Here is a 15366-nt window from a genome sequence, read left to right on the forward strand (position 1 = left end):
ACAACTCAGTGGGGCATGGAGTGCCGGAACTCGTACTGGAATTGAATGGAAGGACCTGGACGCTCGACCCGTCCAGGCCATACACCCTCGGACGTGATCCGCAGGGGGACGTCGCGATCGACGATGCCAGGGTCTCCTGGCGTCACGCCACGATCAGCTGGGGCGGCCGCAGTTGGGTCATCGAGGACCACGGCTCCACCAACGGCACGTTCGTGCAGGGCCAGCGGATCCATCAGATGGAGATCGGCCCGGGCTCGACGCTGCACCTCGGCAACGCGACGGACGGCCCGCGGGTCAACCTCTCGGGCAGCGCCGCCGGCGCGGCCGTGCCGGCGGCCCAGCAGGTCCAGAAGCAGACCCATCCGCAGCAGGCACCGGCTCAGCAGCCGCACGCCGCGCCGCAGGGTGGTGACGCCGGCTGGGCGCACCACGCCCCGCCGCAGCAGCAGATGCCCGCCCAGCAGGGCTGGCAGCAGCCGCAGCAGGCGCACAACATCCCGCCCCAGCAGGCGCACAACATCCCGCCCCAGCAGGGGCCCGGCGGTGCCGCGGGGGCGCCGCCGGTCTACGGCGACCGCAGCCCCACCACGTTCCACCAGCTGGCCCTCGGCCGCGTGATGCGCATCGGCCGTGCGCTCGAGAACGAACTGGTGGTCTCCGACCTCCAGGTCTCGCGCCTGCACGCCGAGTTCCACGCGACGCCCGACGGCCGCTACGAGATCCGTGACCTCGGTTCGCACAACGGCACGTACGTCAACGGTATGCCGATCGCCAAGGGCGGCTCCGCGCTGCTCGGCCCGAACGACATCGTCGGCGTCGGCCACTCGACGTTCCGCCTTGTCGGCGACCGCCTCGAGGAGTTCGTCGACACCGGTGAGGTCTCCTTCTCCGCCCGCCATCTGACGGTGACGGTCGACGGCGGCAAGGACATCCTCAAGGACGTCTCCTTCGGCGTCCCGGAGAAATCGCTCATCGCGGTCATCGGCCCCTCGGGCTCCGGCAAGTCCACCCTGCTCAAGGCGCTCACCGGCTACCGGCCCGCCAACAAGGGCGACGTGCTCTACGACAACCGGAACCTGTACAAGCAGTTCGCCGAGCTGCGCCAGCGCATCGGTCTGGTCCCGCAGGACGACATCCTGCACAAGGAACTGACCGTCAAGAAGGCCCTCAAGTACGCGGCCAAGCTGCGCTTCCCCTCGGACACCAGCGAGCAGGAGCGCGAGCAGCGCATCGACGAGGTGCTGCGCGAGCTCAAGCTGGACATCCACAAGGAGAAGAAGGTCACCTCCCTCTCCGGTGGCCAGCGCAAGCGCGTCTCCGTAGCCCTGGAGCTGCTCACCAAGCCGTCGCTGATCTTCCTGGACGAGCCGACCTCCGGCCTCGACCCGGGCATGGACCGCGACGTCATGCAGCTCCTGCGCGGCCTCGCCGACGACGGCCGCACGGTCCTCGTCGTCACGCACTCGGTCGCCGAGCTGGCGATCTGCGACAAGCTCCTGGTGATGGCGCCCGGCGGTTCGGTGGCGTACTTCGGTCCGCCCGAGGAAGCCCTGAACTTCTTCGGCTACAGCACCTGGGCCGACGTCTTCTCCGCCTTCGAGAACTACCGCGACTACGACTGGGCGGGCCGCTGGAAGGGCTCGCAGCACTACCAGATGTACGCCGCGGACATCGACGCCGTCGCCGCACAGTCCGTACACATGCCGCCGCCGCAGGCGATGAAGCCGCCCAAGCCGCAGGGCTGGGGCTCGCAGCTGTGGACCCTGATCCGCCGCTACACGTCGGTGATCGCGTCCGACAAGGGCTTCCTGGGCCTGATGGTGATCCTGCCGGCCGTCCTCGGCGTGGTCAGCACGGTGATTCCGGCCGACTTCGGCCTGGGCCCGCCCAAGCCGCCGTCCCGGTTCAACGGCGACGCCGGCACGATCATGCTGATCCTCGCGGTCGGCATGTGCTTCTCGGGCGCGGCCAACTCCGTACGTGAGCTGATCAAGGAACGCGTCATCTACGAACGGGAGCGGGCCACCGGCCTGTCCCGCTCGGCGTACCTGATGTCGAAGGTGATCGTCCTCGGCGTCGTCACGGCCATCCAGGGCGTGATCATCTGCGCCATCGGCTTCGTCCCGCGCGACCTGCCGGCCGAGGGCCTGATGATGCCGCCGGCCGTCGAGCTGTGCATCGTGATCATCGCGCTCGGCTTCACGTCGATGATGTTCGGCCTGGTCATCTCCTCGCTGGTGAAGACCGCCGAGAAGACGATGCCGCTCCTGGTCATGTTCGCCATCGTCCAGGTCGTCTTCACCGGCATCCTGTTCCAGGTGTACGGTTCGCCGGGCCTCGAGCAGTTCGCCTGGCTGATGCCGTCGCGCTGGGCCATCGCCGGCGCCGGTTCGACGCTGGACCTCGCGCACCTCATGCCGCCGTGGGACCAGGCGCACCCGAACGACCTGGACCCGCTGTGGGAGCACTCGGTGAGCCAGTGGGGCATCAACCTCGCGATCCTGATCGCCCTCGGTGTCATCTGCGGCTTCGCGGTCGCGCGCCTGCTGCGCCGCCACGAGCCGGAGGTCATGCGCAAGTAGCGTGACCCGCGCACGGATGAAGGGCGGCACCCCGCACGGGGTGCCGCCCTTCGGCGTTCAGTGAGGCCCTGAGGTCCAGGGAGGGCCTCAGTAAGCGCTGTTCACGTTGTCCATCGAGCCGTACTTGTCCGCGGCGTAGTTCGCGGCAGCGGTGATGTTGGCGACCGGGTTGTAGATGTTCCACGACGTACCGGGGACGTGGTACGCGGCGAAGGTCGGCGGGATGACCTGCAGCAGACCCTTCGACGGGATGCCGTTGATCGCGTTGATGTCCCAGTTGTTGATCGCCATCGGGTTGCCGGACGACTCGCGGATGATGTTGCGGTGCAGGCCTTCGTAGGAGCCGGGTATGCCCTTGGCCTTCATGATGTCCAGGGACTCGCGGATCCAGCCGTCCAGGTTGTTGGCGTAGACCGGCTTGCGGGCGGCGGCGCGGCTGGCGGCCTCCTTGACGGCGCGGTCCTTCTCGGCCTTCACCTTGGCGGCGGCCTCGGCCTTGGTCTTTGCAGCTGCGTCGAGCTTCGTCTTCACCGCGGCAGAGTCCTGCGCGGCCTTCAGCTTGGCGGCCGCGTTCTTGACCTGCTGGTCGGCGGTGGCCATCTGGTTGGTGACGCTGGCGTGGACATCCTTGATCTGGGGCTTGCCGGCGGCCACCTCGAAGGCGACCGGAGCCGCCGAAATCGTCTCCGCCTCCGCGTGGGAGTTGCCCGGCACCAGCGTGAACGCGAGGGCAGCGGCGCCGAGCGTGGCGATACCGGCGATCGAGAACTTGTGGGTCTTCGTCAGGGGACTATGACCGGAGAAGCTGAGCTTGGACATGGAGGACCTCTTCGAATCGGGGAAGTCGCTCACCGGTCCAAAGCAGGACCGCTCATGTTTCGGTCATGAACGCTGTGGGTAGAGGCCCACGCTGTCGAGCAACGAGAGCCATTGTTAGCGGCCGCAAAATTGCGTGGCAATCATGTGACGTACGAAGCCGGGTAGTGGATCAGGCTCCCCACTGAGGTCCGTTTCGCCCGTCCTGCCCCGGTGTCGCGGCCCACAGCCAATTCCTAGCCGCCTTCGTACGTGACGTGCGTCCTATGCGCGGGCTCACATCGGGCACGTGACAAACTCACCAAGCGTTGCCATCGCAACGCGCTGCGTGACAGGATTTGTCGGTAAGTAGCAGGTTGACGTCCCCGAACTCATGCCACAGGTAAAAATGTCCCAATGCTTCCGCATATGTACGGGTGATTGCCGCGGTCCCCGCGATGGCCTCCAGCATCAGGAGATGTGAGGCCTCGGGCTCGTGCAGCCCGGTGAGAAGCCCGTCCACCACCCGCACCCCGCGCTCCGGCGTCACCACGAGGTCCGTCCAGCCCGAGGCCGCCCGCACCAACCCGTCCGGCCCCGCGGCGGACTCCACGGCCCGTACGGCCGTCGTGCCGATCGCCACCACCCGCCCGCCCCCGGCCCTCGCCGCGTTGATCAGCCGCGCCGACGCCTCCGGCACCTCGAACGGCTCCGGATACGGCGGCTCGTGCGACTCCGCCGACGCCACCCCCGTGTGCAGCGTGATGGGCGCGAACTGCACCCCCCTGCTGACCAGCTCCGCCACGAGCCGCGCCGTGAACGGACGCGCCGCGCTCGGCATCTCCGCACTGCCCGCCCCGTCCGCGTACGGCAGCGCGAACACCGTCTGATAGACGGAGAGCGGCTGATCACGCTCCGTATAGGAGTAGCGAATGGCCCTGCCGTGCCGCCGCAGCAGCGCGGGCACGTCCCCCGTGACCCGCACCCACCACAATCGCGCCGCACCGGCCGCCAGTGGTTCCTCCCATACGAGGCGTACGTCTCCGGGGAGCAGCGCCACTGTCCCCTCCGGACCGCCCGCACGCGGGCGCGTGGTGCCATGCCCGTCCGGGTCCCGCAACTCGACGGCCCAGCGCCCGTCATCGCCACGCGTCGAGAAATGCACCACTACGCGCGCGTGCCCGATCCGCCCGTCGACCGCCGCGGCCAGCGTCGGCGACGTGTTGACCACGAGCAGATCCCCGGCCCGCAGCTCTCCAGGCAGCTGGGCGAAATCCCGGTGCGTGACGTCCGTGCCGCGTGAGACGAGCAGCCGCACCGAGTCCCTGCCCAAGCCGGGCCCACGCTGCTCCGCCGGCACCCGGGCCGACAGCTCCTCCGGTACCCGCACCGCGACCGTCACCGCGCCTCCAGAAGAAGAGAGGGGGCGGCATACCGCCCACTGTCCGGCCGCTCGTCAAGGAGCCGCAGGAACGCCGGCACCACCGTCTCCGGCAGCGGCCGGTCCGAGTCGTCGTCGAGCGGCACCGCCGCCCGGTAGAGATCCGTGCGCATGTCGCCCGGATCCACCGCCCACACGCGCAGCCCGGGCTCCTCCACCGCGAGGACCGCGGACAGCTGATCGAGCGCCGCCTTCGAAGCGCCGTAGCCGCCCCACGTCTCGTACGCCTCCGCCGAAGCGTCCGAGCTGACCGAAACGACCGCGCCCCCGGCCGACTCCCGCAGCGGCGGCAGCGCCTCCTGCACCAGGCCGAGCGCCGCCACGACATTGACCTCCAGCGCTCGCCGCAGCCCCTCCAGCGGCAGGGCGTCGAGGCTCACCAGCGGCTCGGCCCCCAGCGCGCTCGCGTTGTTCACCAGCAGATCGAGGCCCCCGAGACCGCGCGCCAGCGCCACCAGCTCCGCGCGGTGCGCCGCGTCCGTGACATCCCCGGGCAGCGCCTCCACCCGCGTCCCGTACTCACCCGCCTCGTCCGCCGCCTCCCGCAGCGCGGCCCCGGACCTGGCGTCGAGCACCAGATCCCAGCCGCGCCGCGCGAGAGCCACGGCGAGCGCGCGGCCGAGCCCCTTCGAAGCCCCCGTGATGATCGCCACCGGCATGACATCCGTCCCCTCGGGCCCGTCGGGCCGCCCTTGTGCCGTACGTGCTTCGATCCGCCTCCAACGTAGGAACCCACCCGCCCCCGGCGCCTCGTCCGCGGGCCGCACCTCACCGGGGCCCTTCGCCCTACGTCCACCGGACCAGAAGGCGGCCGCCACAGGTCCGATACGCGCTGTCACACCCCGCCGGTACCTTGAGGTCATGAGTCACGGCCCACGATCAGGCCTCTCCGCGGTGAGTTCCGCGCTGCTGGCCATGAGCAGACACCTCGAGGTGCGCGACGTCCTCAAGACGATCGTCGCGTCGGCCCGAGAGCTGCTCGACGCCGAGTACGCGGCCCTCGGAGTGCCGGACGACCACGGAGGCTTCGCCCAGTTCGTCGTCGACGGTGTCAGCGACGCGCAGTGGAAGGCCATCGGCCCGCTACCGCGCCAGCACGGCATCCTCGCCGCGATGCTGCGCGACGCGAAGACCGAGCGCCTGGGTGACGTGCGCAAGGACCCGCGCTTCGAGGGCTGGCCGTCCGCGCACCCCGACATGTCGGACTTCCTCGGCCTGCCCGTCCGGGACGGGGACGAGGTCATCGGCGCCCTCTTCCTCGCCAACAAGAAGTGCCCGAAGCCACAAGGAGGTTGCGGCTTCACCATGGAGGACGAGGAACTGCTGACGATCCTCGCCCAGCACGCCGCCATCGCCCTCACGAACGCCCGCCTGTACGAGCGCAGCCGCGAGCTCACCATCGCCGAGGAGCGCTCGCGCCTCGCCCACGAACTGCACGACGCCGTCAGCCAGAAGCTCTTCTCCCTGCGCCTGACCGCCCAGGCCGCCGCGGCCCTCGTCGACCGCGACCCGTCCCGCGCCAAGGGCGAGTTGCAGCACGTGGCCGAGCTGGCCGCCGAAGCCGCCGAAGAACTGCGCGCCGCCGTAGTGGAGTTGCGCCCCGCCGCGCTCGACGAGGACGGCCTGGTCGCCACGCTGCGCACCCAGATCCAGGTCCTCGACCGCGCCCACTCGGCCCACGTCACCTTCGACTGCGCCGGCATTCGCGCCCTGCCCGCCGCCCAGGAGGAGGCCATGCTCCGCGTCGCCCAGGAGGCGCTGCACAACGCGCTGCGCCACTCGGGCGCCGAGCACGTCCGTGTGACGCTCGACAAGCATGGCCCCGGAGCCGTCCTGCGCGTCACCGACGACGGCAGCGGCTTCGAACCGAAGGCGGTCCGGCACGCAGGCCGCCACCTCGGCCTGGTCTCGATGCGGGACCGGTCCAGTGCCGTCGGCGGCCGTCTGACGGTGGAATCGGAGCCCGGCAAGGGCACCACGATCGAGATGGAGGTCCCCGGTGGCTGACAACAGGATCCGGGTGCTGCTGGTCGACGACCACCAGGTCGTCCGCCGAGGGCTGCGCACGTTCCTCGAGGTCCAGGACGACATCGAGGTCGTGGGGGAGGCGTCCGACGGCGCCGAGGGCGTCGCCCGTACCGAGGAGCTGAAGCCGGACGTCGTCCTGATGGACGTCAAGATGCCCGGCATGGACGGCGTGGAGGCCCTGCGCAAGCTGCGCGAGCTCGCCAACCCCGCGCGCGTGCTCATCGTCACCAGCTTCACCGAGCAGCGCACCGTGGTCCCCGCCCTGCGCGCGGGCGCCGCCGGGTACGTCTACAAGGACGTCGACCCGGACGCCCTGGCCGGCGCCATCCGCGCGGTGCACGCGGGCCATGTGCTGCTCCAGCCGGAGGTGGCCGACGCCCTGCTCTCGCAGGAGGAGACCAACGGCGGGCAGGGGAGAGGCAATTCCCTGACCGAGCGGGAGCGCGAGGTGCTCGGCCTGATCGCGGACGGCCGGTCGAACCGCGAGATCGCCCGCGCCCTCGTCCTCTCCGAGAAGACGGTCAAGACCCATGTGTCCAACATCCTGATGAAGCTCGACCTGGCGGACCGCACCCAGGCCGCGCTGTGGGCCGTACGCCATGGGGCGGCCGGCTGAAGCGCGCAGGGGCGGCAAGCGGTTCCGTGACGGCAAGCGGTTCCGGGACGGCAATACGGATGGTTCCGTTCCGGGCTGAGATTCATACTGTCGTGTGTATGTCCCCCGAATGGCGCATCCTGCGCGAGGCTCCGGCGTTCTCCAGTGCGTGCTGCGGCGGTTCGTCGCAGTGATCGCCTAGGAGGGTCAAGAAGTGAAGAAGCTGAAGAGGGTCGCGGCCGTATCGATGGTTGCCGGTGGGCTCGTCGCCGCCGGTGCCGGTATGGCCTCCGCCACCGACGCGCACGCGGACGGCCAGGCCGTGCACTCGCCGGGCGTCGTCTCGGGCAACGTGATCCAGGCCCCGATCCACGTCCCGGTCAACGTCGTCGGCAACACCGTGAACGTCATCGGTGTGCTCAATCCGGCCTTCGGCAACCTCGGCGTCAACCACTGACGTACGCCTCAGGTCCACCAGTGACCACCGGCCCCCGGTATCCCCGGGGGCCGGTCCCGTTTCCGCCCCGGTCGCAGGCCAGTTGATCCGAACGAGCGCATCGCCACACCCGCCCGTGTCATCCGCCCGGCCTGCCCGTTGCACAGCGTGCGACCCCGTGGCTGGGGGTCGAATCGCCACAGCTGGAGGAATACTTCTCATGAACATTGCCAAGAAGGCCGGCCTCGCCGTCGCCGTCGCCGGTCTCGCCGCGGGCGCTTCCGCCGGAGCCGCTTGCGCGGACGCCGGCGCCCACGGCCTGGCCGCCAAGTCCCCGGGTGTGGTCTCGGGCAACCTGGTCCAGGTCCCGGTCCAGGTCCCGGTCAACGCCACGGGAAACAGCGTCAACGTGATCGGCCTGCTGAACCCGACGTTCGGCAACGCCTCCGTGAACAACTGACACACCCCCAGGAAGGGCCCCACGGACACCGATCCGCGGGGCCCTTCCGGCGTGTTACGCCACATCATCCGAGCGCGCGCTCCGGCGCATCTGCGCCGCCACCCCGTGCCACCGCCCCCTTGCCCCGTCCCGCCCCGGCGCATCCGTGCCCAGGCACTCCCCACGTCACCGCCTCGCGCTCCGGCGCCACTGCCCGCGCCCCAACGTCTATGCGCGCTCGCGTCGCCGCCCTGGTGCTCGGGTGTCCCCGCCCCACGCCCCAACGCCCAGGCGCGCGCCGGGTCCCTCCCGCTCCAATTCCCTACGCGCGCCCCCGCATCACCGCCCTCGACGTCACCGCCGTCAGGTCACCGCCCCCCGCGCTCCCGCTGCTCCACGAACGCGTTGTACGCCGCCACCTGCGCGCGCCGGGCCGTCCGCTCCACCGGCCGCAGCGCCTGGGCCCGCGCCGCCATCTCCGAGGCGCTCACGGCCCCGCCGTGCCCGCTCTCGTACGCCACCGAGATCAGCAGCCCGACGCGCTGCGCCAGTTCCAACACCCTTACCGCTCGCGGCGGATAACCCGGTGCGAGAACCTCGCGCCCCCGCTCCGCCCGCGCCCGGTACGCGTCCACCGCCGCCTCGGCCACCGGCCCCGACCCGGCCACGTCGAGCCGCGAGAGCACAGCCGTCGCGTCCCGCAGCGCCTCCGCGAGCTCCCGCTCGGCCTCACCGAGAGAGGGCACGTCCGCAGGGGGCGCCTCCCGCACGGGAAGGCAGTGCCACAGAACGTCGACATGGACATCGCCGGCGGGCCCGGCCTCGTACACCTCGGGCACGAGCCCGAGCGCGGCCCCCTGGCACACGACGGCCTCCTCCGCGTCGAGGGCGCGCGCGTTGAACTCGGGGGGACCGCTCAGGCCCAGCGGATGGCCCGGCGCGGGCAGCGCCACCCGCAGCCCGGTCGCCCCCAGCGTGCGCAGCCGTCCCAGGGCGAGCGTCAGCCCCACCGGCGCCGACTCACCGGGCAGCCCCTCCACCCGGTGCACCGCGTCCTCGCCGACTATGGCGAGCGCGGCGTCATCGGGAGCAACAAACCCGGCCAAAAGGGCATTTCCCCATGAGGCCAGCCGACCTGAGCGTGGTTCCGAAAGCATGGGCACCACCCTAAAGACCGGCCGATGGATTGGACCCGTCGACCGGTGGCGTAGGTTTTCCCTTGGGGGATGCGTCCACAAGACGCACGCGACTGCCGAGACTGCAATGGGAGACAACGCGCTCATGAGCGATGTACTGGAGCTGGTGGACGTATCCGTGGTCCGCGAGGGCCGGGCTCTGGTGGACCAGGTCTCCTGGTCGGTCAAGGAAGGTGAGCGCTGGGTCATCCTCGGCCCGAACGGTGCCGGCAAGACGACCCTCCTGAACGTCGCCTCCAGCTACCTCTACCCCAGCCAGGGCACCGCCACGATCCTCGGCGAGACCCTCGGCAAGCCCGGCACCGACGTCTTCGAGCTGCGCCCGCGCATCGGCGTCGCAGGCATCGCGCTCGCCGAAAAGCTCCCCAAGCGCCAGACGGTCCTGCAGACCGTCCTCACCGCCGCCTACGGCATGACCGCCGGCTGGCACGAGGACTACGAGGACATCGACGAGCAGCGCGCCCGCGCGTTCCTCGACCGCCTCGGCATGAGCGACTTCCTGGACCGCAAGTTCGGCACGCTCTCCGAGGGCGAGCGCAAGCGCACCCTGATCGCCCGCGCCCTGATGACCGACCCCGAGCTCCTCCTCCTCGACGAGCCCGCCGCCGGTCTCGACCTCGGCGGCCGCGAGGACCTCGTACGCCGCCTCGGCCGCCTCGCCCGCGACCCGATCGCCCCCTCGATGATCATGGTCACGCACCATGTCGAGGAGATCGCGCCCGGCTTCACCCACGTCCTCATGATCCGCCAGGGCAAGGTCCTCGCCGCGGGCCCCCTGGAGCTGGAGCTGACCTCCCGCAACCTCTCCCTCTGCTTCGGCCTCCCGCTCGTCGTCGAGCAGCGCGGCGAGCGCTGGAGCGCGCAGGGCCTCCCGCTCGGCTGACCCGGCGCGGGCCGCCCCCACGGCACCCTGTCCCCGGAGGTGACCCCGGTCCTACCATGACCATGTGGCAGACATCGACGCATGGGTGTGGTGGCTGATCGGAGCGGCCGCGCTCGGAATCCCCCTCGTCATCACCGCGATGCCCGAGTTCGGCATGCTCTCCGCCGGCGCCATCGCGGGCGCCGTGACCGCCGGGCTCGGAGGCGGCATGGTGATGCAGGTCCTTGTCTTCGCCGCCGTCTCGGTCGCGCTCATCGCCGTCGTACGGCCCATCGCGGCCCGGCACAGAGCCGGGCGGCCGGTGCTCGCCACCGGAATCGAGGCCCTGAAGGGCAAACAGGCCGTCGTCGTCGAACGCGTCGACGGCGCCGGTGGCCGTATCAAGCTGGCGGGAGAGATCTGGTCCGCCCGCTCACTGGACGAGTCCGAGAGCTACGAGCCGGGCCGTCAGGTGGACGTCGTCGACATCGAGGGAGCCACCGCGATCGTTGTGTGATCATGGTGACGTGATCGGGGAGGTGGCTTGAACTCCCCACGCTGCAGGGCCCGTTCTGACAGACTCGACCAGCAAGATCCTCAAGATCTTCCGGCGGGACCCGCCGGAACGACGACGGCAAGAAGGGCACGGGAGACGCGATGTCAGCGATCATCATCGTCCTGATCATTCTGGTGGTGCTGGTCTTCATCGCCCTGATCAAGACCATTCAAGTCATCCCGCAGGCGAGCGCGGCGATCGTCGAACGCTTCGGCCGCTACACCCGCACACTGAACGCGGGCCTGAACATCGTCGTCCCGTTCATCGACTCGATCCGCAACCGGATCGACCTGCGCGAACAGGTTGTGCCCTTCCCGCCCCAACCGGTGATCACCCAGGACAACCTGGTCGTGAACATCGACACCGTCATCTACTACCAGGTGACCGACGCCCGCGCCGCGACCTACGAGGTCGCCAGCTACATCCAGGCCATCGAACAGCTCACCGTCACCACCCTGCGCAACATCATCGGCGGCATGGACCTGGAGCGGACCCTGACCTCCCGCGAGGAGATCAACGCGGCCCTGCGCGGAGTCCTCGACGAGGCCACCGGCAAGTGGGGCATCCGCGTCAACCGCGTCGAGCTCAAGGCGATCGAGCCGCCCACCTCCATCCAGGACTCGATGGAGAAGCAGATGCGCGCCGACCGAGACAAGCGCGCCGCGATCCTCACCGCCGAAGGTATCCGCCAGTCGCAGATCCTCACCGCCGAGGGCGAGAAGCAGTCCGCGATCCTGCGCGCCGAAGGTGAGGCCAAGGCCGCCGCCCTGCGCGCAGAGGGCGAGGCCCAGGCCATCCGTACGGTCTTCGAGTCCATCCACGCCGGCGACGCCGACCAGAAGCTCCTCGCCTACCAGTACCTCCAGATGCTCCCGAAGATCGCCGAGGGCGACGCCAACAAGCTCTGGATCGTGCCCAGCGAGATCGGCGACGCACTCAAGGGACTCTCCGGCGCCATGGGCAACTTCGGCCCGATGGGCGGCGGTTCGGCTCCCGCGGGTGCCGAGCGCCGCGAACAGCCCCCCATCGACTGACGCCCCCCCCGCACACGAAGAAGCCCGCCCCGGCACCCCGGAGGCGGGCTTTTCCGTGCACACCGCGTCCCGCGCTACGCCGCCGTACGAGCCAGCCAAGCTGGCAGCGCGTCCCGCTCGGACTGCCCGAGCGTCAGCAGCATCGCGTCGGCCGGCGTGGGCTCGAACGGCTCCCGCAGCAGCGGCATCCCCGCCTGCTCCGGAGTCCGGTCCGCCTTGCGGTGGTTGTCCTCCGCGCACGAGGCGACCGTATTCAGCCAGGAGTCCGCACCACCGCGCGACCGCGGCACCACGTGGTCCACGGTCGTCGCCCGCCGCCCGCAGTACGCGCACCGGTGCTGGTCACGCACCAGCACACCCCGCCTCGACCACGGAGCCTGTCTTCGGAAAGGCACCCGTACGTACTTGCAGAGCCTGATCACCTGCGGCACCGGTATGTCCACGGCGGCCGCACGCACACGGAGTCCGGGGTGGGCCTGCTCGACGACGGCCTTGTCCTGCAGCACCAGCACGACGGCCCGGTTGAGCGTCACCGTCGACAACGGCTCGAAGCTGGCGTTCAGTACCAGCGTGTCCCGCATCTCGCCCACCTCCCGTACGTCCCCGGCCCACCCCCGTGGCGGGCTTGGATCAACTCTGGCCGGGCGCGCCGAGATGGACAACGCAATAAAAATGCCCGCCCCCGATCACTTCCATGACCGGGGGCGGGCAAACAGAGAATGAACGCTAGCTGTCCGCGGAAGCTGCGTACTCCGCGATCACCTGCGCGCGCGCCAGCGTGTGGAAGCGCAGGTTGAACCCGACGACAGCCGGCGAGGCGTCCGAGTCGGGCCCCAGCTTCTCCTGATCCACCGCGTACACGGTGAAGACGTAACGGTGGGCCGGGTCACCGGGCGGCGGCGCGGCGCCCCCGAAGTCCTTCGTCCCGTAGTCGTTGCGCACCTGCACCGCACCAGTGGGCAGCCCCTCGAACTTGCCGCTGCCCGCGCCGGCCGCCAGCTCAGTCACCGAAACCGGGATGTCGAACACGGTCCAGTGCCAGAAACCACTGCCCGTAGGGGCGTCCGGGTCGAAGCACGTCACGGCGAAACTCTTCGTCCCGGCCGGGAAGCCCTCCCACCGCAGCTGCGGCGAGGTGTTCCCGGCCGCGTAGACCTGAGCGTCCTTGAGGACCGCACCCGGCTCGAAGTCCTCGCTCACCACCGTGAACGACGGCACCTGAGGATGGAAGTCATGGGGAAGCGGCGGCCTCTTGAGGTCGGTCACGTCGGCACCTCCTGATCGGCGAAAACTCTCGGAGCCGAGCCTATGCCCCGGCCGGCCGGCGGTGGACGGCGCCGCCACCGGCCACCGCACACGGGTCAGAACCAGTTGCGCTTGCTGCCGACCTCGGACAGCCACTGGTGCAGATACGCCGACCAGTCCGTCCCCTGGAAGTCGTTGTGCCCGACGACGAAGGACCGGAACGTGTCACTGCTCTCGCTGAAGAGCCCCGGCTTCTTGTCCATCTCCAGGACGACGTCCATCTCGCGGTCGTCCGCCACGAAGCTCAGCTCGACCTGGTTGAGCCCGCGGTACTGCTGCGGCGGGAAGAACTCGACTTCCTGGTAGAACGGCAGCTTCTGCCGCGTCCCCCTGATGTGCCCGCGCTCCATGTCGGCACTCTTGAACCGGAAGCCCAGCCCGATGAACGCGTCCAGGATCGCCTGCTGCGACGGCAGCGGATGCACGTTGATCGGATCGAGGTCACCGGAGTCCACGGCGCGCGCGATCTCCAGCTCCGTCGTCACACCGATGTTCATGCCGCGCAACTGCTGCCCGTCGATCGTCGTGACCGGCGTCTCCCACGGGATCTCGAGCCCGAACGGAACCGCGTGCACCCCGTTCGCCTGCAGCTGGAACGCCCCGCCGAGGCGCAGCTTCGTGAACTCGATGTCCTGCTTGGTCTCCTGGTCGGCACCCTCGACCTCGACCCGCGCCTGCAGACCGACCGACAGCCCCTCGATGTCCTGGTCCACGGACCCGCCCTGGATCCGCACCTCACCCTGGACAACGCCACCCGGCACCACATTGGCCTCGGTCAGCACCGTCTCGACCGACGCACCGCCCGCACCCAGACTCGCCAGCAGCCGCTTGAACCCCATGACTCCACTCCTCCCCGTGCCACAACCCGTGGCCCGTGTCTTCCTGTCGCGATCCTTGATCTCTATCAACGCGATAGACCGGTGACCGGTTCCGCGCGGCTCACCCTGGCAAGCACGGAGCCCGAGGGCTACCCGTCCACGCCGATTCACCGCACTTCTCCGTTACTTCTCCGTTGGACTACGCTCGTCCGCCATGATCGCGGCCCCTGACCGTACGCCCCTCCCGCGGGAGTTCTTCGACCGGCCCGTACTGGAGGTCGCCCCCGATCTCCTGGGGCGCACCCTCGTGCGCAACACCCCCGAAGGCCCGATCGAGCTACGCCTCACAGAGGTGGAGGCCTACGACGGCCCGAACGACCCGGGCTCCCACGCGTACCGCTCCCGCACCGCCCGCAACGACGTGATGTTCGGCCCGCCCGGACACGCGTACGTCTACTTCACCTACGGCATGTGGCACTGCCTCAATCTGGTGTGCGGCCCCGAAGACACCGCGAGTGGGGTCCTGCTCCGCGCCGGCGAGATCACGAAGGGCGCCGACCTCGCGCGCAAACGTCGACTATCGGCCCGCTACGACAAGGAACTGGCCAAAGGACCGGCGCGCCTGGCCACGGCGCTGGACGTGGACCGCGCACTGAACGGCGCCGACGTCTGCGCCTCCCCTGACTCCCCGCTCGCGATCCTCGCCGGCACGCCCACGCCACGCGACCAGGTACGGAACGGTCCGCGCACGGGCGTGGCCGGCGGGGGAGGCGTCCACCCCTGGCGCTACTGGACCGTCAACGACCCAACGGTGAGCCCATATCGGCCGCATACGCCACGCCGCTGATCAACTTGACTCGCCCCTTGGGGATCCGTAATGTAGCCCGAGCCGCTTGACCCGGTTACGGCAATCTGCCAGCAGCCGAAGGCGGCCAAACCACTACCTACGACTTCCCCTCAGCGGGGGCTTATTCGGCGTGTCCGCATGCCTGAATTCGAATCCGCGGAACTCGATTATGAGGCTCCAGGGAAATCCGCTAACGTAGTGGACACGCCGAAAGGCAAAGGCCCCCAACGGCCACCGGAAATGAATTCCGAACCGGGAACGGAACGGAAAACGGATCTGGTACAGTTGGAAACGCAAGACCGAAGGGAAACTGCCCGGAGGAAAGCCTGAGAGAGTTTCTCGGGTGAGTACAAAGGAAGCGTCCGTTCCTTGAGAACTCAACAGCGTGCCAAAAGTCAACGCCAGATTGACAACCCCGGCCCACTTCGGTGG

The 15366-nt window shown here is 69.6% G+C and carries 16 protein-coding genes; 9 read left to right on the forward strand and 7 right to left on the reverse strand.

Going from position 1 to position 15366, the window contains the following annotated elements; all coding sequences use genetic code 11:
- The first annotated feature begins 20 nt into the window (after positions 1–20).
- On the forward strand, positions 21–2582 hold the full coding sequence (locus tag AC07EJ_RS33350) for an ABC transporter ATP-binding protein/permease (RefSeq protein WP_478885656.1): 2562 nt from the start codon (positions 21–23) through the stop codon (positions 2580–2582).
- An 87-nt stretch (positions 2583–2669) separates the two neighbouring features.
- On the opposite strand, the gene AC07EJ_RS33355 is transcribed toward AC07EJ_RS33350, so the two are convergent.
- From AC07EJ_RS33355 to AC07EJ_RS33365, 3 genes are all read right to left on the reverse strand, one after another.
- Positions 2670–3401, reverse strand: coding sequence for a transglycosylase SLT domain-containing protein (locus AC07EJ_RS33355; RefSeq protein WP_478885657.1), 732 nt, complete (start codon positions 3399–3401; stop codon positions 2670–2672).
- A 295-nt stretch (positions 3402–3696) separates the two neighbouring features.
- The gene (locus tag AC07EJ_RS33360; protein WP_389475604.1) at positions 3697–4779 is read right to left on the reverse strand and encodes an S-adenosylmethionine:tRNA ribosyltransferase-isomerase; all 1083 of its coding nucleotides are present in this window, start codon (positions 4777–4779) and stop codon (positions 3697–3699) included.
- Positions 4776–5477, reverse strand: coding sequence for an SDR family NAD(P)-dependent oxidoreductase (locus AC07EJ_RS33365; protein WP_478885658.1), 702 nt, complete (start codon positions 5475–5477; stop codon positions 4776–4778). Before AC07EJ_RS33365 ends, AC07EJ_RS33360 begins: the two co-directional genes overlap by 4 nt.
- Before the next feature lie 202 nt (positions 5478–5679).
- Between AC07EJ_RS33365 and AC07EJ_RS33370 the strand changes: the two genes are divergently transcribed.
- The 4 genes from AC07EJ_RS33370 (at position 5680) to AC07EJ_RS33385 (ending at position 8337) form a co-directional block, all read left to right on the forward strand.
- Entirely contained in the window at positions 5680–6825 is a 1146-nt protein-coding gene (locus AC07EJ_RS33370) for a GAF domain-containing sensor histidine kinase (RefSeq protein WP_389475608.1), read from the forward strand.
- Complete coding sequence (locus tag AC07EJ_RS33375) at positions 6818–7462, forward strand: response regulator transcription factor (RefSeq protein WP_362908139.1); 645 nt, start codon at positions 6818–6820, stop codon at positions 7460–7462. The genes AC07EJ_RS33370 and AC07EJ_RS33375 overlap by 8 nt, the downstream gene beginning before the upstream one ends.
- 193 nt (positions 7463–7655) lie before the next feature.
- The gene (locus AC07EJ_RS33380; protein ID WP_389475610.1) at positions 7656–7898 is read left to right on the forward strand and encodes a chaplin; all 243 of its coding nucleotides are present in this window, start codon (positions 7656–7658) and stop codon (positions 7896–7898) included.
- Between the two features lie 199 nt (positions 7899–8097).
- Entirely contained in the window at positions 8098–8337 is a 240-nt protein-coding gene (locus tag AC07EJ_RS33385; RefSeq protein WP_389475612.1) for a chaplin family protein, read from the forward strand.
- Between the two features lie 347 nt (positions 8338–8684).
- On the opposite strand, the gene AC07EJ_RS33390 is transcribed toward AC07EJ_RS33385, so the two are convergent.
- Complete coding sequence (locus AC07EJ_RS33390) at positions 8685–9473, reverse strand: hypothetical protein (protein WP_389475614.1); 789 nt, start codon at positions 9471–9473, stop codon at positions 8685–8687.
- Positions 9474–9597: 124 nt separating this feature from the next.
- On the opposite strand from AC07EJ_RS33390, the gene AC07EJ_RS33395 reads away from it, so the two are divergent.
- The 3 genes from AC07EJ_RS33395 (at position 9598) to AC07EJ_RS33405 (ending at position 11964) form a co-directional block, all read left to right on the forward strand.
- On the forward strand, positions 9598–10395 hold the full coding sequence (locus tag AC07EJ_RS33395) for an ABC transporter ATP-binding protein (protein WP_389475616.1): 798 nt from the start codon (positions 9598–9600) through the stop codon (positions 10393–10395).
- A gap of 64 nt (positions 10396–10459) precedes the next feature.
- Positions 10460–10891 carry an NfeD family protein gene (locus tag AC07EJ_RS33400; RefSeq protein ID WP_389475618.1) on the forward strand — a complete coding sequence of 144 codons (432 nt, stop codon included), beginning with the start codon at positions 10460–10462 and terminating at the stop codon, positions 10889–10891.
- A 140-nt stretch (positions 10892–11031) separates the two neighbouring features.
- Positions 11032–11964 carry an SPFH domain-containing protein gene (locus AC07EJ_RS33405; protein ID WP_100592537.1) on the forward strand — a complete coding sequence of 311 codons (933 nt, stop codon included), beginning with the start codon at positions 11032–11034 and terminating at the stop codon, positions 11962–11964.
- Positions 11965–12038: 74 nt separating this feature from the next.
- On the opposite strand, the gene AC07EJ_RS33410 is transcribed toward AC07EJ_RS33405, so the two are convergent.
- The 3 genes from AC07EJ_RS33410 to AC07EJ_RS33420 all read right to left on the reverse strand — a co-directional run bounded on the left by AC07EJ_RS33410 (position 12039) and on the right by AC07EJ_RS33420 (position 14108).
- Complete coding sequence (locus AC07EJ_RS33410; protein ID WP_389475622.1) at positions 12039–12545, reverse strand: HNH endonuclease; 507 nt, start codon at positions 12543–12545, stop codon at positions 12039–12041.
- 145 nt (positions 12546–12690) lie between these two features.
- Positions 12691–13230, reverse strand: coding sequence for a YbhB/YbcL family Raf kinase inhibitor-like protein (locus AC07EJ_RS33415; RefSeq protein WP_389475624.1), 540 nt, complete (start codon positions 13228–13230; stop codon positions 12691–12693).
- 95 nt (positions 13231–13325) lie between these two features.
- Positions 13326–14108: a sporulation protein gene (locus AC07EJ_RS33420; protein WP_389475626.1), complete on the reverse strand. Its 783-nt coding sequence runs from the start codon at positions 14106–14108 to the stop codon at positions 13326–13328.
- Between the two features lie 193 nt (positions 14109–14301).
- Here AC07EJ_RS33420 and AC07EJ_RS33425 point away from each other — a divergent pair, with 193 nt between their 5' ends.
- Positions 14302–14934 carry a DNA-3-methyladenine glycosylase gene (locus AC07EJ_RS33425; RefSeq protein WP_389475628.1) on the forward strand — a complete coding sequence of 211 codons (633 nt, stop codon included), beginning with the start codon at positions 14302–14304 and terminating at the stop codon, positions 14932–14934.
- Positions 14935–15366: the final 432 nt, after the last annotated feature.

Source organism: Streptomyces sp. NPDC045026, assembly GCF_056432625.1.

Excerpts from the sequence above, each read along its gene's own strand:
- AC07EJ_RS33355 (WP_478885657.1), bottom strand. The coding sequence starts at position 3,401 with ATGTCCAAGCTCAGCTTCTCCGGTCATAGTCCCCTGACGAAGACCCAC.
- AC07EJ_RS33365 (WP_478885658.1), bottom strand. The coding sequence starts at position 5,477 with ATGCCGGTGGCGATCATCACGGGGGCTTCGAAGGGGCTCGGCCGCGCG.
- AC07EJ_RS33370 (WP_389475608.1), top strand. The coding sequence starts at position 5,680 with ATGAGTCACGGCCCACGATCAGGCCTCTCCGCGGTGAGTTCCGCGCTG.
- AC07EJ_RS33385 (WP_389475612.1), top strand. The coding sequence starts at position 8,098 with ATGAACATTGCCAAGAAGGCCGGCCTCGCCGTCGCCGTCGCCGGTCTC.
- AC07EJ_RS33390 (WP_389475614.1), bottom strand. The coding sequence starts at position 9,473 with ATGCTTTCGGAACCACGCTCAGGTCGGCTGGCCTCATGGGGAAATGCC.
- AC07EJ_RS33395 (WP_389475616.1), top strand. The coding sequence starts at position 9,598 with ATGAGCGATGTACTGGAGCTGGTGGACGTATCCGTGGTCCGCGAGGGC.
- AC07EJ_RS33405 (WP_100592537.1), top strand. The coding sequence starts at position 11,032 with ATGTCAGCGATCATCATCGTCCTGATCATTCTGGTGGTGCTGGTCTTC.
- AC07EJ_RS33410 (WP_389475622.1), bottom strand. The coding sequence starts at position 12,545 with ATGCGGGACACGCTGGTACTGAACGCCAGCTTCGAGCCGTTGTCGACG.
- AC07EJ_RS33420 (WP_389475626.1), bottom strand. The coding sequence starts at position 14,108 with ATGGGGTTCAAGCGGCTGCTGGCGAGTCTGGGTGCGGGCGGTGCGTCG.
- AC07EJ_RS33425 (WP_389475628.1), top strand. The coding sequence starts at position 14,302 with ATGATCGCGGCCCCTGACCGTACGCCCCTCCCGCGGGAGTTCTTCGAC.